This window comes from Lacticaseibacillus songhuajiangensis (genome assembly GCF_003946025.1).
GTDB lineage: Bacteria > Bacillota > Bacilli > Lactobacillales > Lactobacillaceae > Lacticaseibacillus > Lacticaseibacillus songhuajiangensis.
In genome coordinates, this window is the sequence record NZ_RHNR01000003.1 from 47,128 (window position 1) to 63,812 (window position 16,685).

At 53.2% G+C, this 16,685-nt stretch carries 16 protein-coding genes, 2 tRNA genes and 1 pseudogene; 13 read left to right on the top strand and 6 right to left on the bottom strand.

Annotation, left to right across the window (positions count from 1 at the left end; genetic code table 11):
* Positions 1–13 precede the first annotated feature (13 nt).
* From EKM97_RS01705 to EKM97_RS01730, 6 genes are all read left to right on the top strand, one after another.
* The gene (locus EKM97_RS01705) at positions 14–508 is read left to right on the top strand and encodes a PTS system mannose/fructose/N-acetylgalactosamine-transporter subunit IIB (protein WP_125570544.1); all 495 of its coding nucleotides are present in this window, start codon (positions 14–16) and stop codon (positions 506–508) included.
* Between the two features lie 15 nt (positions 509–523).
* On the top strand, positions 524–1,354 hold the full coding sequence (locus EKM97_RS01710; protein ID WP_125570545.1) for a PTS mannose/fructose/sorbose/N-acetylgalactosamine transporter subunit IIC: 831 nt from the start codon (positions 524–526) through the stop codon (positions 1,352–1,354).
* Complete coding sequence (locus EKM97_RS01715; RefSeq protein ID WP_125570546.1) at positions 1,351–2,178, top strand: PTS system mannose/fructose/sorbose family transporter subunit IID; 828 nt, start codon at positions 1,351–1,353, stop codon at positions 2,176–2,178. The genes EKM97_RS01710 and EKM97_RS01715 overlap by 4 nt, the downstream gene beginning before the upstream one ends.
* Positions 2,179–2,880, top strand: a complete 702-nt coding sequence (locus EKM97_RS01720; protein WP_164507394.1) for an MgtC/SapB family protein — start codon at positions 2,179–2,181, stop codon at positions 2,878–2,880.
* Between the two features lie 16 nt (positions 2,881–2,896).
* Entirely contained in the window at positions 2,897–4,150 is a 1,254-nt protein-coding gene (gene rpoN / locus EKM97_RS01725) for an RNA polymerase factor sigma-54 (protein WP_125570547.1), read from the top strand.
* A 122-nt stretch (positions 4,151–4,272) separates the two neighbouring features.
* Entirely contained in the window at positions 4,273–4,656 is a 384-nt protein-coding gene (locus EKM97_RS01730) for a VOC family protein (RefSeq protein WP_125570548.1), read from the top strand.
* Positions 4,657–4,768: 112 nt separating this feature from the next.
* Here the strand turns inward: EKM97_RS01730 and EKM97_RS01735 are convergent.
* The 3 genes from EKM97_RS01735 to EKM97_RS01745 form a co-directional block, all read right to left on the bottom strand.
* Positions 4,769–4,841: transfer RNA gene (locus EKM97_RS01735), tRNA-Lys, on the bottom strand.
* A gap of 98 nt (positions 4,842–4,939) precedes the next feature.
* On the bottom strand, positions 4,940–5,158 hold the full coding sequence (locus tag EKM97_RS01740) for a hypothetical protein (RefSeq protein ID WP_225419190.1): 219 nt from the start codon (positions 5,156–5,158) through the stop codon (positions 4,940–4,942).
* Between the two features lie 213 nt (positions 5,159–5,371).
* Positions 5,372–5,444: transfer RNA gene (locus EKM97_RS01745), tRNA-Lys, on the bottom strand.
* A 152-nt stretch (positions 5,445–5,596) separates the two neighbouring features.
* Between EKM97_RS01745 and EKM97_RS01750 the strand changes: the two genes are divergently transcribed.
* On the top strand, positions 5,597–6,706 hold the full coding sequence (locus EKM97_RS01750; RefSeq protein ID WP_125570549.1) for a lactate oxidase: 1,110 nt from the start codon (positions 5,597–5,599) through the stop codon (positions 6,704–6,706).
* 787 nt (positions 6,707–7,493) lie between these two features.
* Here EKM97_RS01750 and EKM97_RS01755 read toward each other — a convergent pair.
* Positions 7,494–8,531, bottom strand: coding sequence for a branched-chain amino acid aminotransferase (locus EKM97_RS01755; RefSeq protein WP_125570550.1), 1,038 nt, complete (start codon positions 8,529–8,531; stop codon positions 7,494–7,496).
* Positions 8,532–8,779: 248 nt separating this feature from the next.
* On the opposite strand from EKM97_RS01755, the gene EKM97_RS01760 reads away from it, so the two are divergent.
* Positions 8,780–9,967 (top strand): SLAP domain-containing protein, encoded by a 1,188-nt coding sequence (locus tag EKM97_RS01760; protein WP_125570551.1) that lies wholly within the window; start codon positions 8,780–8,782, stop codon positions 9,965–9,967.
* Positions 9,968–10,075: 108 nt separating this feature from the next.
* Here EKM97_RS01760 and EKM97_RS01765 read toward each other — a convergent pair whose 3' ends face one another.
* Together EKM97_RS01765 and EKM97_RS01770 are read right to left on the bottom strand one after the other, a co-directional pair.
* On the bottom strand, positions 10,076–11,044 hold the full coding sequence (locus EKM97_RS01765; RefSeq protein ID WP_225419191.1) for an alpha/beta hydrolase: 969 nt from the start codon (positions 11,042–11,044) through the stop codon (positions 10,076–10,078).
* Positions 11,045–11,225: 181 nt separating this feature from the next.
* Complete coding sequence (locus tag EKM97_RS01770) at positions 11,226–12,167, bottom strand: ribose-phosphate diphosphokinase (protein ID WP_125570552.1); 942 nt, start codon at positions 12,165–12,167, stop codon at positions 11,226–11,228.
* Positions 12,168–12,366: 199 nt separating this feature from the next.
* On the opposite strand from EKM97_RS01770, the gene EKM97_RS01775 reads away from it, so the two are divergent.
* From EKM97_RS01775 to EKM97_RS01790, 5 genes and pseudogenes are all read left to right on the top strand, one after another.
* Positions 12,367–13,098 (top strand): CPBP family intramembrane glutamic endopeptidase, encoded by a 732-nt coding sequence (locus EKM97_RS01775; RefSeq protein WP_164507395.1) that lies wholly within the window; start codon positions 12,367–12,369, stop codon positions 13,096–13,098.
* Between the two features lie 286 nt (positions 13,099–13,384).
* The gene (locus EKM97_RS01780; RefSeq protein ID WP_404820196.1) at positions 13,385–13,615 is read left to right on the top strand and encodes a hypothetical protein; all 231 of its coding nucleotides are present in this window, start codon (positions 13,385–13,387) and stop codon (positions 13,613–13,615) included.
* Positions 13,616–13,626: 11 nt separating this feature from the next.
* Positions 13,627–13,794 carry a hypothetical protein gene (locus EKM97_RS11875; RefSeq protein ID WP_164507396.1) on the top strand — a complete coding sequence of 56 codons (168 nt, stop codon included), beginning with the start codon at positions 13,627–13,629 and terminating at the stop codon, positions 13,792–13,794.
* Positions 13,795–14,480: 686 nt separating this feature from the next.
* Positions 14,481–15,341: a transcription antiterminator LacT gene (lacT, locus tag EKM97_RS01785; protein ID WP_125570555.1), complete on the top strand. Its 861-nt coding sequence runs from the start codon at positions 14,481–14,483 to the stop codon at positions 15,339–15,341.
* Positions 15,342–15,373: 32 nt separating this feature from the next.
* A pseudogene (locus EKM97_RS01790) lies at positions 15,374–16,633 on the top strand (lactose-specific PTS transporter subunit EIIC); the annotation flags it as partial.
* Positions 16,634–16,685: the final 52 nt, after the last annotated feature.

Here is a 16,685-nt window from a genome sequence, read left to right on the forward strand (position 1 = left end):
AGGAGGTTCCATTATGATTGCACAATTACGCGTAGACGACCGTCTCATTCACGGTCAGGTCGCCCTGGTTTGGACCAAAGAACTCGACACCCCCGGCATTATCGTGGCCAACGACAACGCCGCCGCCAATGACATGGTCCAGATGACCCTCAAAATGGCGACGCCAACCGGCAAGAAGCTGCTCATTCGCTCCGTCCAGGACGCCATCACCGTCTTCAACAACCCGAAGGCTAGCGGGATGCGTATTTTCGCCCTGACCAACAGCGTCCAAGACGCCCTGGCCATCGCCAAGGCTGTTCCTGACATCGGCGGCATCAATGTTGCGAACGTTGGCCGCTTCGCTGAAAACGCCAAGGAAGCCACCCAGTTGTCGCCAACGCTCATGCTGACGGATAGCGAACTGGCCGCCCTGAAGGAACTGGCCACACTCGATGTGCCCGTCTTCAGCCAGGTGGTGCCAAGCAACGCCAAAACGGCCATCAGTTCACTGCTGAAAAATCACGATTAGCAAAGGAGGAGCATTATGTTACACACTGCAAGCTTAGCCGCATTATGCGTGTTTGTCTGTTTCGGTGGCAACTGGCTGTGGGGTCAGACCATGATCGAACGACCACTCATTGTGGGGATGGTTGCCGGCATCATCTTTGGTGACATCCGCACCGGAATCATGATGGGCGCCAGTCTGGAAGCCATCTTCATGGGCGCCGTTGATATCGGGGGCGCGCTGTCCGCCGAACCCGTGACTGCTACCGTCCTCGCCGTGACTTTTGCCACCACGCTGGATGTGAATCTGAAGGCCGCCCTCGCTTTGGCCGTGCCAATTGGCGTGTTCGCCGCCTTCATCTCCATGTTCATGAAGAACGTGGTCATGAACATCTTCGCCCCAGCCGTTGACCGCCTCGCCGCTGCCGATAACGCCAAGGGCCTCACCCGCCTGCACTTTGGCATGTGGTTCCTGAACTACTTCCTGTTCTCACTGGTCACCTTCTTCTCCGTGCTCGCCGGCGCCAAGCCCGTGCAGCACCTGGTGAGCCAGATTCCCGCCAACCTCATGGCCGGTCTCGCCGCAACTGGTGGCCTGCTGCCCGCTGTTGGTTTTGCCATCCTGATGCGGATGCTCTGGAGCAAGCAACTGTCCCCTTACTACTTCCTCGGCTTCATCCTGGCGGCCTACATGAAGTTGCCATCCGTTGCCGTGGCTGCCATCGGGATTATTATCGTGCTGATTCAGTGGATGCGCGATAAGCAGCTCATGGACATCGAAAACCGCCAGAAGGAACTTGCCGCAGGTGGCGTGCAGCAAACTAACGCCGCAAGCACCGAAGATCAAGAAGAGGAGGACTTTTTCGCATGAAAATCACGCAGAACGTATCACCCGAAGACAAGAAAATGCTCAACCGCATTTTCCTGCGCTCGTTCACTGTATTCGCCAGTCGCGCCGGAGCCACTAAGACGCACGCTCCTGGTTTCATGTACTCGGTAATGCCCGCCCTCGACCGGTACTACAAGGGCGACAAGGCTGGCCACACCGCCGCCATGCAGCGCCACACAACCTGGTACAACATCACGCAAAATGTCGGCACCTTCGTCATGGGGCTCGTCGCTTCCATGGAAAAGAAGAACGCCGAAGACCCGAATTTTGACGCCGACTCCATCGTCGCGCTGAAGACCTCCCTGATGGGGCCACTGTCCGGGATTGGTGACTCCATCTTCTGGGGCGTGCTCCGTGTCATCGCCGCTGGGATTGGGATTAGCCTCGCCAGCCAGGGCTCCATCTTTGGCCCACTACTGTTCCTGCTGATTTACAACATTCCCGCTATTATCACCCGTTACTACCTCACTTACATGGGCTTCACGCTCGGTGACACTTTCATTCAGGACATGTACAAGTCCGGCAGCATGCAGCTGCTCAACAAGGCTGCGTCCACGCTCGGGCTGATGATGATTGGCTGCATGACCGCCACCATGGTCGCCTTCAAGTCCAAGCTCGCCATCCCGATTGAAGGTGGCAAGCCGATTGAAATCCAGACTTACCTTGACCAACTCTGGCAGGGCCTTGTGCCGCTGGCCGTTACGCTCGGTTGCTACTGGCTGCTGTCCAAAAAGGTCAACGTTAACTGGATTCTGCTCGGCGTGCTGGTCTTGGCGATTGTCCTTGGTCTGCTGGGAGTCGTTTAATTGTTCGCCCTGAGTTTGGGTGAAATCTGTCTGCGCTTGGGCTTGTCAATTCTCATCGCGGGGGTTATCGGCTACGACCGCGAGCACAAAAACCGGCCGGCCGGCATCAAGACGCACATGCTCGTGTGCGTCGGTGCCTGCGTCATCGCCCTGATCCAAAAGGAAATCGGCTTTGACGCGCTGAACATCGCCACTGCCAACCCGAAACTGGCCGGCGTTGTGCGCGCCGACGATGCGCGGCTCATCGCCCAGGTAGTCTCCGGAATTGGTTTCCTCGGCGCCGGCACGATTATCGTGCAGCACCGCGCCATCCGCGGGCTCACAACGGCGGCGAGCCTCTGGACGGTGGCTGGCATTGGCCTAGCCGTCGGGATGGGGAACTACCAAATTGCCATCACAAGCGCGATTGCGGTGATGCTCGTGTTAGTCTTTTTGCACAAAGTGATTCATGCCAACCCGATGAAGAAGCTCGAAATCCAGTACCGGCATAAACTCGAAACCAAAGAGTTCATTCAGGCGTATTTTGAGCGTCAAGGCATCAAGGTGGCCGACGTCAACTTCCGGGTCACCCAGACGGAAACGGCGCAGCTCTACGTCAATATTTATGAAATCGAGATTCCGCGCACGCTGAGTTACGCCGACGTGATTGAAGACATCTCGCTGAACAAAAACATTATGCAGATTCAAACCATCAGTCTCTAAGAAAGGAGGTCACCCCATGGCCCCGAGCCTCAGCCAAGGCCCTCAGCAAAATTTGACCACGCGCCAGTACCTGACACCGCTCATGCACCAGAGCTTGACCGTGCTGACACTGTCAGCTGCTGCCCTCAGCCAGCACCTCAAGGACGTGGTCTGTGCAAATCCCCTGCTCAGTTACCACGAAGGGCGTTTACCACTAACTAGCAACGCCGACTTGAACTGGATCCCAGCTAACGACGGTCAGACGCTGGCCGACAAACTGCTCGAGCAAGCGCGCCTGACGTCGCTAGACGCGCGCACACGCAGCGGCCTGCTGACGCTGGTTACAGCGCTGGACGATGCGGGTTACCTCCGGCAGCCGTTGGCGGAATTGCAGGCAGAATGTGGCGTTCCTGCAACATGCCTGGATGCCGCGCTGGATCAGCTGCAGCAGTTCGACCCGGCCGGCGTTGGTGCCCGCGACCTCTGTGAGTGTTTGTGGCTGCAAGCCGTGCGCTGGAATGACTTTGACGCTGTCGCCACCGCCATTCTCGCGGAAGGTCAGCTAGGGATTCTGGCCACACCAGAGCAATGGGGGCAGCTGTCCTACACCAAAGCCGAACTGGAAAGGGCACTCACGGCCATTCGCCGGCTGGATCCAGCCCCCGGTCACCAGTTTGCTGGCAATGCGGGCACGCTCTACGTGACGCCGGACTTGCTGTGGACTGACGATGAGCAGCTCGTCGTGGCGACGGAACAATTGCCGCAACTGACTTTTGACCAGGCCTACTACGACTCACTACTGGCCGCCGCCGACCAAGCGACCAAGCGGTATTTACGGCAGCAGCGCGAGCAATACCGTCAGCTCGATAACAGCCTGCAGCAGCGGCAAGAAACGCTCAGCCTGATTGGTAGTTTCCTAGCTAATCACCAACGGGAATATCTGCAAACACTAGATGCTGCGCACTTGCGACCACTATGCATGCAAAGCTGTGCGGCCGCACTCGGGCTGGCAGTTAGCACCGTTAGTCGGGCCGTCGCCAGCAAAACGCTCCTAGTGCGCGGTCACTACATCTTACTGCGCACCCTGTTCGCTCGGCCGGTCACGGCGGAGATCAGTGCCACCACCATTCAAAGCAAAATTGCAGCGCTGATTGCCGACGAAGATCCGGCTGAGCGGCTGAGCGACGCCGCCATCTGCGTTCGGCTGGGCGCGGATGGTGTGCAAATCTCGCGGCGCACGGTGATGAAGTACCGCCGCGCGGCGGGGTTCGGGAACGCGTACCAACGGTAAAACGCAAAGTGGCTCGTCATTCTGTTAAGGGATGACGAGCCACTTTGTATTTGAAAGCCTTTTCACCCTTGTGCTACAGTGGTGCTAGTTCTTTCAATAAATAGCAGAAATGGCGCACAACTATGCATATTGAACACGTCGGCCTTTTCGTGAAGGATCTCGACCAAACCGTCGCTTTTTACCAGCGTTTCTTTGACGCCAGCGCCTCGGCGTTGTACCACAACCCCAAGACCACCTTCAGTTCCCGCTTCCTGACTTTTGCGTCCGGCGCGCGGCTGGAAGTCTGCACCCGCGAAGACCTCAACCTTAGCCAACTGGATGGCTACCCGCTCGGTTACATGCACCTAGCCGTTTCGCTGGGCTCTAAGGAACAGGTGGATGCGGTCTCCGCCGCAATCACCGCTGCCGGTTACGCGCACCTCAGCGGCCCGCGGACAACCGGCGACGGCTACTACGAGAGCGTCGTGTGCGATCCCGAGGGTAATCAGATTGAATTGACTGTATAGCACTAATAGCGGACGCGTGGCGGACGCTATTTTTGTGTTTGCAGTCGCGCGGCACCGAACTGATTTCTGTGCAACAAAAAAGCGAACCTCCTAAGAGATTCGCTTACTGTGATGGGTGGTCAGGGGATCGAACCCTGGACCCACGGATTAAGAGTCCGTTGCTCTGCCAGCTGAGCTAACCACCCATTCAATTGTTTGTTGCCCTTCGACAACTTTTATATAGTATCATGCAGGCAAAATTTTGGCAAGAATAAATTGCAACAAAATAGGACTGATTGTGCCACTAGTGCACGTATACCGTCACGACGGTGGCGATGCCGAAGATAATACCTGGGAAGTTTGAAATGATAATCGGCCAGTCTTTATGCGGCGCTGTCCAGCCGTACATCACCCAGAGCACCGCGTCGAGGCCGGTAACTAGCGGTTGCAGCGGCGATACCGGATTGCCCGTGAAGTTGGCGATGATTTGCGGAATGTAGGCAACATACATCGAGATACACATGACAGTTGCGATTTCGCTGATAACTTTGTGCTCCCGGAGTCGTCTGGGGGCGGTAGTGCTGCCTTCTGAATTGAGTGTTTCGATACGCGTTAGATCTCCTTTGTTAGTACCTATCGAGTGTAACGCGGGGATAGATGGGACGCAACTTGGGGCATTATGTCGCATTTTTGGCAAAACAAAAAGCGAACCTCCGAAGAGATTCGCTTACTATTCTGGGTGGTCAGGGGATCGAACCCTGGACCCACGGATTAAGAGTCCGTTGCTCTGCCAGCTGAGCTAACCACCCATGCCTTAACGACTTAACTATAATACCGGGAATCACCCCACTTTGCAAGCCGTTGGCGGAACTTTTTTCACAAAAATTTTGGCTTAGGGGTTTACTTACTAAAAGTTAGTGTTAGGATAGACACATCAAGCAATCATATGGAGGTAATTATCATGACAGTTATTAATGGTTACGAACAGAGTGATCGTGAACAGAAATTGAACATCGTCAACTTGCCAAGCCTGGAGGCTGAGGCCAAGAAGATTATCCCAACCGGCGGCTTTGGTTACATCGCCGGTGGTAGCGAAGACGACTGGACGCTCAGCGCCAACACCAAGGCGTTCAACCACGCCCAGATTGTACCCAAGGCATTGTCCAACATCGAACAGCCTGACCTGAGCACTTCCATCTTCGGCATCGACCTGAAGACGCCAGTCATGATGGCCCCAACCGCCGCGCAGGGTTTGGCCCACAGCCGTGGCGAAATGGCGACTGCTGAAGGGGTCGCCGCAGCCGGCGCCCTGATGGCACAGAGCACCTACTCTTCCACCTCCATCGCGGACACCGCAGCCGCTGGTAAGGGCGCACCGCAGTTCTTCCAGCTCTACATGAGCAAGGACTGGGACTTCAACCGTTCCCTGCTGGATGAGGCCAAGAAGGCTGGTGTGAAGGCCATCTTGCTGACCGTCGACGCCACCGTTGATGGTTACCGTGAAGCTGACATCGTGAACAACTTCCAGTTCCCAATTCCAATGGCTAACCTGACCAAGTTCTCTGAAGGCGATGGTCAGGGCAAGGGTATCGGTGAAATTTACGCCTCCGCCGCCCAGAAGATTAACGAAGACGACGTGCGCCGCATTGCCGAGTACACTGACCTGCCCGTTATCGTGAAGGGAATTCAGTCTCCAGAAGACGCTCTACGCGCAATCGGTGCCGGTGCAGCCGGGATTTACGTTTCTAACCACGGTGGTCGCCAGCTGAACGGTGGCCCTGCATCCTTTGACGTCCTGCCAACTATCGCTAAGGCCGTCAACAAGCAGGTCCCTATCATCTTTGACTCCGGCGTACGCCGCGGCAGTCACGTCTTCAAGGCGCTGGCAGCCGGCGCTGACCTCGTTGCCTTTGGCCGCCCAGTCATTTACGGTCTGGCCCTCGGTGGTGCTCAGGGTGTGCAGAGCGTGTTCGAGGAAATCGACCACGAACTGGAAATCACCATGCAGCTCGCCGGCACCAAGACCATTGAAGACGTTAAGCGCGCACCGCTGACACACTTTAATTACTAACAGAGTACAGAGCGGAGCCGAGCGTTTAGAGATTGAGCATTTGCGGGTTTAAACCAAAGAGACGCACTTTGTCTCTTTGGTTTAAACATGCAAAGCGGAAATCTCTGCTCGGCGTAGCTCGACTAAATACAGAGCGGAGTGGCCCGTTTAGAAGTCGAGCATTTGCGGGTTTAAGTCGAAGGGACGCTCTTTGTCCCTTTGGCTTAAACATGCAAAGCACAGACTTCTGGGTCACGCAGCTCGACTAAATACAGAGCGGAGTGGCCCGTTCAGAAGCTGAGGATTAACGGGCTTAGCAATAAGGGTGGTCTTTACCCTTATTGCTAAGCTTGTTAACCGCAAGCTTCTGGGCCACGCAGCTCGACTAGATACAGAGCGGAGCCGAGCGTTTAGAGATTGAGCATTTGCGAGTTTAAGGCGAAGGGACGTACTTTGTCCCTTTGGCTTAAACATGTAAAGCGGAAATCTCTGCTCGGCGCAGCTCGACTCCGCAGTCGCAGAGTCATCACCATCTGATGCACCTCATAATACAGTCGCGCGTCAAAGGGCAGATTCCTAATATACAAGGCAGTAGCACCAAAAATCCTAAGTACGGGATTTTCGCCGTTACTACCTTGTATATCGGAATCTAACCGCCCTTTGGCGCAGCCTTACCACCCTTTTGCCACGGACGCGGCTTGTAGGTTAGCCGCTCCAAATCACACACAAAAGCACCCCGCACGCAGACGCAGCGTATGGGGTGCTTTTTATAGTTAGCTAATCAAAATAAGTTAGCATTCTAAAATCGTTAATCTAGCGGTACATCAACAATCCAGCCTTCAGGGCCTTCTTCATCCCCGAACTGAATGCCAGTCAGGCGTTTGTACAACTTTTGCGTGTACGGGCCGACTTCAGTTTCGGAGTAGAAGACGTGTTTCTTGCCCTCATGCGTGATGGAGCCTACGGGTGAAATGACCGCGGCGGTTCCCATTGCCCCAACTTCGGCGAAACGGTCGATGTCATTAATCGAGATCGTGGTTTCTTCTGGAATCAGGCCAAATTCAGGTGCCAATGCCAGCAAGGAGTACTTGGTGATGGATGGCAGAATGGATGGTGACTTTGGCGTCTGGAACTTGCCGTCCTTGGTAATGCCGAAGAAGTTGGCGCTCCCCAGCTCCTCGATGTTCTCGTGCAACCGTGGATCAAGGTAAACGACGTCAGAGTAGCCCGCCTTGTGCGCTTCATCCCCCGGCAGCAGGCTGGAGGCGTAGTTCCCAGCGACTTTGGCCCGGCCGGTCCCGGCGTGAGCAGCACGGTCGAGTTTGCCAGTCACGTAAGCGGTCGGGGTCAGGCCACCCTTGTAGTAAGCACCGACTGGTGTGGCGAAAATTTCGAAGGTGAAGTCACTGGCAGCGTGCACCCCAACCATTGGCGTGGTCCCGAAGTAGAAGGGCCGCAGGTAGAGCGTGGCGCCAGTCCCGTATGGTGGCACGAACTCCTGGTTTGCCTTCACAACCTGCTTCATGGCCTCAACGAACATCTCTTCCGGCACGTGCGGCATCAGCAGGCGATCCGCTGACCGGTTCATCCGCTGGGCGTTCATGTTCGGCCGGAACAGGTTCACGCCGCCATCCTTGCGCCGGTAAGCCTTAGCACCTTCAAAAATTTCCTGGCCGTAGTGGAAACTCTGCGCCGCTTCACTCACGCGCATGTAAGAATCCGTCTCCAGGCCGCCTTCTGACCACTTACCATCCTTGTAGTACGCGCGGAAGCGGTAAGGTAAGTCGTGGTAACCGAAACCTAAGTTGGCCCAGTCTAAATCCTCGGGCTTAATTTTGTCTGACATCTGGTTTTCCTCCTATTAGGGCATAGCAGTAAACAATCACGGTTACTTTCGATTATAGGCTATCTGACCGGTGCTTAGGGATAAATTTTGACATAATGCGGCAAAAGTCGTGACGATGGTACGCATTATGAAAAGAGGTAAAGATTTCGTTAACGTTACGTTGAAATAGTTCTGTAACAAACGTAGAAGACTATCATGAATCACGAAAGGTTGGCGTTCAGCCGGCCGTTAACGGAGGTCATACGATTATGAAGAAATCAACACTATTGATGGGTGCCGCACTGCTCGGTGCCACTGCTAGCATCACGCCAGCAGCCGTAAACGCCGCGACTAACACGACAAGCACAACTGCTCAGACCCAAACGCAGAGCAGCATGGTCATCCTTAAGGGGACACTCAAGGTTGCGGTGGGCAAGACCGTGCCCGTCTACGCATCCCCTAACGACACCACTCCAATCGCTGGGAAGACACTGAAGGCTGGCTCCAGCTGGCGCTACTTCGGCCAGGAGAACGCCAACGGCTACCTCTGGATCAACCTGGGCGGCAACCAGTGGGTCAACTCCGCGGACCCGTCCGCATTTTCACTGATTAGCGCGCCAACAACAACGGCCACCAAGACTACAACAACGGCCAAGGCGGCAACAAGCAAGACCAGCACCGCCGCAAAGACCACGACTAAGACGGACACAACGGCTCCTGCTAGTGTTGTTACGCCTGGTAAGGTCACCATCACCCCAGGCCACAGCGTCAGCATCTACACCTCTCCTAGCGCCGACACCCCAACCAGCAAGAAGCTGGCCGGCGGGACGACCTGGAAGATGTTCAGTCAGGTGACTTACCGCGGCTACCTCTGGGTTAACGTCGGCGGCAACCAGTGGATTAACGATGCCGACGCCAACGCGCTGAACCTGACCTACACGACCGCCAAGACCAGTAAGACAGCCACCAAGACCACAACGAAGACTGCAAGCAAGACGAGCACTAAGACCAGCACCACCAAGAGCGGCGTCACCAGCATTTCCGGCACGGTCAAAATTCACTACGTACCGGGCTACGGCATCGCTGTTTGGGACGCACCACAAGATGGCAGCGTCACCGGCAAGAAGCTCGCCGACGGCAGTAGCTGGCGCGTTTTCCAGACCACAACCGTTAACGGTGTGGCTTGGTACAACCTGGGCGGCAACCAGTGGATCAGTGGCACCTACGCTAAGCTAACTTCCAGCACCAGCGCTAACAAGACCGTTGCTAAGAGTGGCACCATTACCACCAACAGCAAGGCCCGCACCAACATTTACGCGAGCGCCAGCACCAAGAAGGTCACCCGCACCGTGGGTAAGAACGTCAAGCTGAAGTACTATGGCACCACAACCGTGAAGGGCCAACTCTGGTACTCCATCGGTGGCGGCGAATGGGTTAACGGCGCCGACGTCAAGTAACGCACTTCTGAAACAAATCATATAAGCGGAGTACTTAACTCCGAATACAGAAAAGGTCGAACACGCAGTATCAATCTGCATGTTCGACCTTTTTACGTGCCACGCTACTTAAAGATTAGCCTTGAAAAACTGCTCAAACTGGTCAAACGGAATCACAGTCACATCATCATAGAAGTCCACATGCTGACCGCGTGGCATCACAACGCGCTGCTTCGGTTCTGCTAAGCGCGCAAAGGTTTCATCAGTGAACGCCTTAGAATGGGCTTCTTCGCTCGTGACCATCAGCACCGCCCGCGGCGCAATTTCATTAATACGGCGCGTTGCCTCGAAATTCATAAAACTCAAATTCGAAACGGCCGTAATATTACGCAACGCGTGTGGATGCCACCCGCGTTTGAAGCCATAAAAGCTAAAGAACTCGTGTGCCACGGGGTCTAAGCCCTCTGGAAAGGTCGCGACTGGCTGTTCAGGATAGTTAAGCGGCGCCACGGTCTGATCAGCCCAGCGCTGCAAACTTAAATCCTTGAGCTGTGCTGCACGCGCTGTCCCCGTCGCCAGCCCTGCTAAATGCGGAATATCATACATGACGCTGGTCGCTACTGCCTTAATTCGGGCATCTTGTGCCGCAGCCGCAAGCGCAAAACCACCAGATGCACAGATTCCCAGCGCACCAATTTGCTCACGGCTAACGTAAGCGCGCGTCCCCAGAAAATCGACACCAGCAGAGAAATCCTCCACATAAGTATCCGGCGAGCCACTGTAGCGAGGCATGCCGCCGGAATAGCCGTGATATGCCGGATCAAAGGCAAGCACCACGAAACCACGCTGCGCTAGCTGGTTCGCGTAAACGCCTGGGCTTTGTTCCTTAACACCACCAAATGGCGGACCAACAACCAAGGCGGGGTGCTTCACTGTTAAGTCGAGGTCTTTCGCAATGTACAGATCGGCGGCAATTTCAACGCCAAAACGCGTCGGGTAGTAAACGTGTGTGCGTTGAACATGCTCGTTTAAGGTAAAAATATAATACTCATCTGCGGCCTGCACGCGAGTTGCCTGCATCGGATTATTGGTCATCATTATCACTCCTATTTGTCCGGATTTGATTATGTCCTCAGTATGGATGGTGTGCTTAGCTATGTAAAATGCCAATTATTTATACCACAGTATAACTAGCGGGCATTATTATTAGTCAACGTATGCCTGCGCGTACTAAAAAAGGCACCCGACGCAACCGCCGGATGCCTTTCTCAATTTCAATTTAATCCAAGTCCTCAAACAGTTCGTGAATAGACTGGTTGTTGCTAATGAGCTCAATAGCGTTCCCGATGAGCTTGCCAACGCTGATTTGTACCATGTTTGGCAGGCACTTTTCTTCAGGAATATCGATGGTGTCAGTCACCACAATTTTACGCAATGGCTGGTCGCGCAGGCGCGTTGCCGCACCAGCAGAGAGCACGGCGTGGGTCGCAACGGCGTAAATGTCCTTGGCGCCAGCTTCTTGAAGGGCGCGTACGGATTCTTCGATGCGAATGCCGGTGTCAATCATGTCGTCCACGATGACGGCCGTCTTGCCCTGCACGTCCCCGATGACCCCGATGTTCTCGTCACCAGGGCGAGCATCGATGATGGCCAGAGGTGCGCCGAGCTGTTCAGCAAACTTCCGCGCAAGCTTAGTGCCGGAGTGGTCAGGGGCGATGGCGACCACGTTGTCCGTGATGCCTTCGTCGATGAAGTACTTCGCCAGAATTGGCAAAGCGCGCAGGTGGTCAACCGGAATGTCGAAGAAGCCCTGCAGCTGGTCGGCGTGCAGGTCAACGGTCACGACGCGGTCAACCCCGTTCATCTCGAGCATGTTCGCCACCATTTTGGCAGTAATTGGTTCGCGGGCACGCGCCTTCCGGTCAGCACGGGCGTAACCATAGTAAGGAATGACAACGTTGATCCGGTGGGCAGAAGCCCGGCGGAGTGCATCAACCATGATCATCAGTTCCATGAAGTTTTCGTTGACGGGGTCGGAAACCGACTGAATAACGTAAACATCATCACCACGAATTGATTTATCAATATCAATCTGAATTTCACCGTCCGCAAAGTGCTTCACGGATGCGGGCCACAGTTCAACGCCGAGTGCCTCCGCAATCTTCTTTGCGAGTGGTTTGTTACCATTCAGTGCAAAAAGCTTCAAGTTAGCCTTAGCCATCTTTTCCTCCTAATTAGCAAACGCCATATACAGCCCAATTATACAGAAAAGCGCGTCGTTGCGCTACTTTTGCGCGGCAGTGGGGATGTAACCGCTACACGCTACGTGCAGGTCACGACACCTAGCAACGCGGGCAAAATTTTGCCTTTCCCCCGCCATCCTGCCTATAATGATGTCACTAATTACGGGAGGTTTCTTCGTGCGCAAACATAACTGGTTTCTCAGCCACCTCTGGTCGCTGCTCGTCTTCGCCATTGCCTGCGGGACGCTCTACTTCTACCAACTCGGCATGATTGTTGTGCCGCTCGTGCTCAAGCATCAGCACCCCGGCATCAGTAAAACCGCCCTGCATACCTTACTGCACAACTATGACCCGCTGATTGCGGGGATTACGGTGGCTCTGGCCGCCATACAGATTGCCGCGCTGCTATGGCTATATCGCCGGCAACTGCGCAAGGCCAACCCGCTGGGTATCCGCAAGCGGCCGCTGCGTTTAGAGTCCGTCTTCTTCATCTTCACGATGTACGCCATCGTGCTAGCGATGAACGTGCTGACGCAGCGTTTCGGCACCCCGCAGAATCAAACTGAAGTGATTGCCAGCATGAAAATTATGCCCTGGACGTTATTTTTACTGACCGGATTTCTGGGGCCGGTCATCGAGGAACTCATTTTCCGCGGCATCTTCATGAACCTTTTCTGGAAAAAGGACACGCCTGCTAACGGTATGCTCGCCATCGTCTGCAGCAGCCTCATCTTCGGTTTGATGCATGAACCGCACCTGAGTGTTTTCCTGGTCCTCTACACGTCCTTGGGGATGGTGCTCGCTTTCACCTACCGCTACCACCGCGACCTACGTTACTCACTGGCGCTGCACATGCTCATCAACTTACCCTCGGCACTGGCCATTTTGATCCAGGTGCTCGTCCACTAAAATGGATTAAAATCATTGCGAACGCTTGTTTGTGAATTATTCATAATTGGCAATGTATGAAAGCTTGTTTTCTCACGATTGTGAAATTTTGATTTTGCATAAACGCTGTCATGGCGGCGTTTTATGTACATTGATATTGAATTCTTCACAATACGTATTTTGTTTTTTTGTAACATGAATTTGGGCTTTTGTCTGCTATACTGAGTTATGCGCATTAATAATTCACGCGCAAGTAGGACTGGAGGAAGCCATTTTGATTGAACAAGCTGCAAACACAAGCGCCCACATTACCGTCGACGACACCACCTTTATTAACGTTATCCCCAGTGCGACCTACAATGTCGAGGTCTGGGAATACGTCGACGGCCATCGTCCCCACCGGATGGGCCGGATGGACTACAAGTTCAATCGGGACTCCTTCCCTGGATTCATCTACCGGATGTTCCCAGGCATCGATTTCGTGCAGATCCACAACCTGCAAAAGCGGATTAATCCCTTCTTCGACTTCGAAGTCTAGGGGGTGGCAAAATGGATGCAACCGTTATTAAATTAGTCATCATGCTCGTCGTGGCGTTTGTTGCAACGCTCGCACTGATTGCATTGGAAGTGCGCGGCAAGCAGATCAAGCCACTGAACACCGGCGCTAAGGCCGTCGTGGCCGTCATCATCGCTGGGCTCTTCATCAGTATCATCTAAGTACCGTCAAACCGCCGCCGAATACACGTTTCGGCGGCGGTTTTTGTGTGCCATCTTTAGTGAATCTGGCCACTCCGTCCAGCCATTCCACACCTTTGTGGGTAAAAAACACCACACATAGCAAATAGTCGATGCTATTAACCCTCGCCCTTGAATTAGTGCTTCATATCATGCTTTCATAAGAACACAATCACCCTCAAGTTGTATACTTATTTCAAGCACTAGTTTTTTTGCCGGACCACACAGATTTGTAGGGTCAACTTAATTGCCAGCCATAATTTAAAAATCACATCCCCCAATCACAATTTGCAGTAACTCCTGAAAAACAAATTCATCAAAAACTTTTTTGAGAAAATACTATTTTGTATCGTCACATTTTGTCACGTTACCTTTGCCACCAGGAAATGCAACCGCATTCAGCTGTAAATCGACAAGCTTATAATCACATCTGTTATTTTGAGATAGCACCAATTCTTTGAATCAACGGATGAAAACTATGGGACCCCTCCGCAAACGTGTAAAAAAGCGTTTACAACAACGTGTAACGTGTTACACTAGTCTTGTCGATAGGAAATCGATTGTGGATTGTGACTATTAAATTAGGCAAGACCGCAAATCATGGTACCGCTATTGGTACATGGTTTGTGGCCTTTTTTATACTCCTAAACTCAAAGAGGTGAGATTCCATGTTAAAGATAGCTCAAGTTCTCAATAACAACGTCGTCCTGGTTGATCTGGACAATCAGCGACAGGCTGTTGCTAAGGGCAAGGGGCTCGCATTCCAGAAGCGACGTGGTGATTTCATTGAACCACAAAAGGTAGAGAAACTATTCTACCTGGAAACCGAGACATCTCGTCACAATCTCTACTTTTTACTCAAAGATATTCCCATCGACGTGGTGACGACCACATACGAAATTATCGATGTTGCGCAACGCAAGTATCATATTCCCGTTTTGGATTACATTTACATCACTCTGAGTGATCACATCTTCGGTGCCTTTAAACGCTTTAGAGATGGTAGTTACATCAACAGTATGATTCCAGATTTACACGAGCAATACCCGAATGAATACGCGGCTGCTCGTGAAGCACTCGAAATTATTAACCGCAATCTCAACGTGAAATTGCCGCAATCCGAGGCCAAAAACATTGCACTCCATTTCATCAATGCGATTGGTCAGAGTGATAGTGAACAACGTTTCGGCGAGGACAAAGAAGCCACGGTCAGCGACCTAGTACAAAAGGTCTTGAAGCGGCATGGCATTCTACGTTCAACCAGTAACAGCAATTATTACGACCGCTTCATGATTCACCTACAGTACCTGGTAGACCGTCTGCAGCACGCTGATCCCGCCGCGACGGTAATCCTGCCGAAGGTCGTTTCAGAACTAGAAAGCAGCTACCCGAAATCATATGTGATTGCCACCGAAATTTTCGATGAAATCAAAACTGAAATTTACCCAGAAATGAGCGAGGATGAACGCCTCTACTTCGTCATTCATATTCAGCGGCTCATCACCGAACCACCTGCTGAATCCAATTGAGACGTGCCTCGCTAAACAAGGAGGACTAACTCATGAACAAAATGTTTGAGAAACTCAAGCCTGCGTTTGAGGCCATCGCCGCCAACAAATATGTCTCCGCGGTGCGTGATGGGTTCATCGCTTGTATGCCAATCATTATCTTCTCCAGTATCTTCATGATGATTGCCTACGTGCCAAATGCATGGGGCTTCTACTGGCCAGACAGTGTCACCAACACACTGCTGATTGCTTACAACTACTCAATGGGTCTGCTGGCACTGTTCGTTGCCGGGACGACCGCTAAGAACTTAACCGATAACCTGAATTTGGACTTGCCAAAGACCAACCAAATTAACCCGGTTGCCGTCATCGTGGCGTCCGAAATTGCTTTCATCATCCTGTCCATCGTTCCCCTCAAGACGGGTGTTGACCTGACATACCTGGGCACGCAGGGTCTGATCTGTGCTTACATTGTCGGCCTGCTTGTTCCTAAGATTTACTTCTTCTGCATCAAGAACAATATCACCGTTAAACTGCCACCACAGGTACCTGGTAACATCGCTCAGTCCTTCAAGGACTTGATTCCACTGGGTGCTTCCATCACCATCTTCTGGCTGTTCGGCGTTGCATTCAAAGCCGCAACCGGGACCATCGTTCCCCGCTGGATCATCCAGGTTCTATCCCCAGTCTTCAGTGCCAGTGATTCTTACATTGGTCTGTGCATCATTGCCGGTGCCATGGCGTTCTTCTGGTTCTGTGGTGTTCAGGGACCTTCCATCGTATCCCCAGCCGTTATGCCAATCATGATTGCCAACACGGCTGCTAACCTGGCACAGTACCAGGCCGGCGCACACGTTTCTCACGTCTTCGCTCAAAACGCGATGGACTACGTTATGAACTTTGGTGGGACTGGTTCCACCTTCGTCATTGCCTTTGTCCTGGTATTCGCAGCTAAGTCTGCACAACTGAAGGCCATTGGTAAAGCGGCCATCATCCCCGCTTCGTTCTCTGTTAACGAACCTGTCCTGTTCGGTCTGCCAATCATCATGAACCCAATCTTCTTTGTCCCATTCCTGATCACCCCAATGGTTAACATCGCACTCTTCAAGTTCTTCGTTACTACGCTGGGCATGAACAGTATGATGTACTACCTGCCATGGACAGTACCAGCTCCTATCGGGATTGTTGCCGCAACGGGTTTTGCACCACTTTCCTTCGTCTTCGTTGCCGCAATTCTCGTTCTCGACGTCCTGATTTTCCTGCCATTCTTCCACCAGTACGACAAGCAGTTGCTGTCTGAAGAACGCGCTAAGGCTGCCGAAGAAGCTGCTGCAGCAAGCAACACCGCCGCAGCCGAACCTGCTA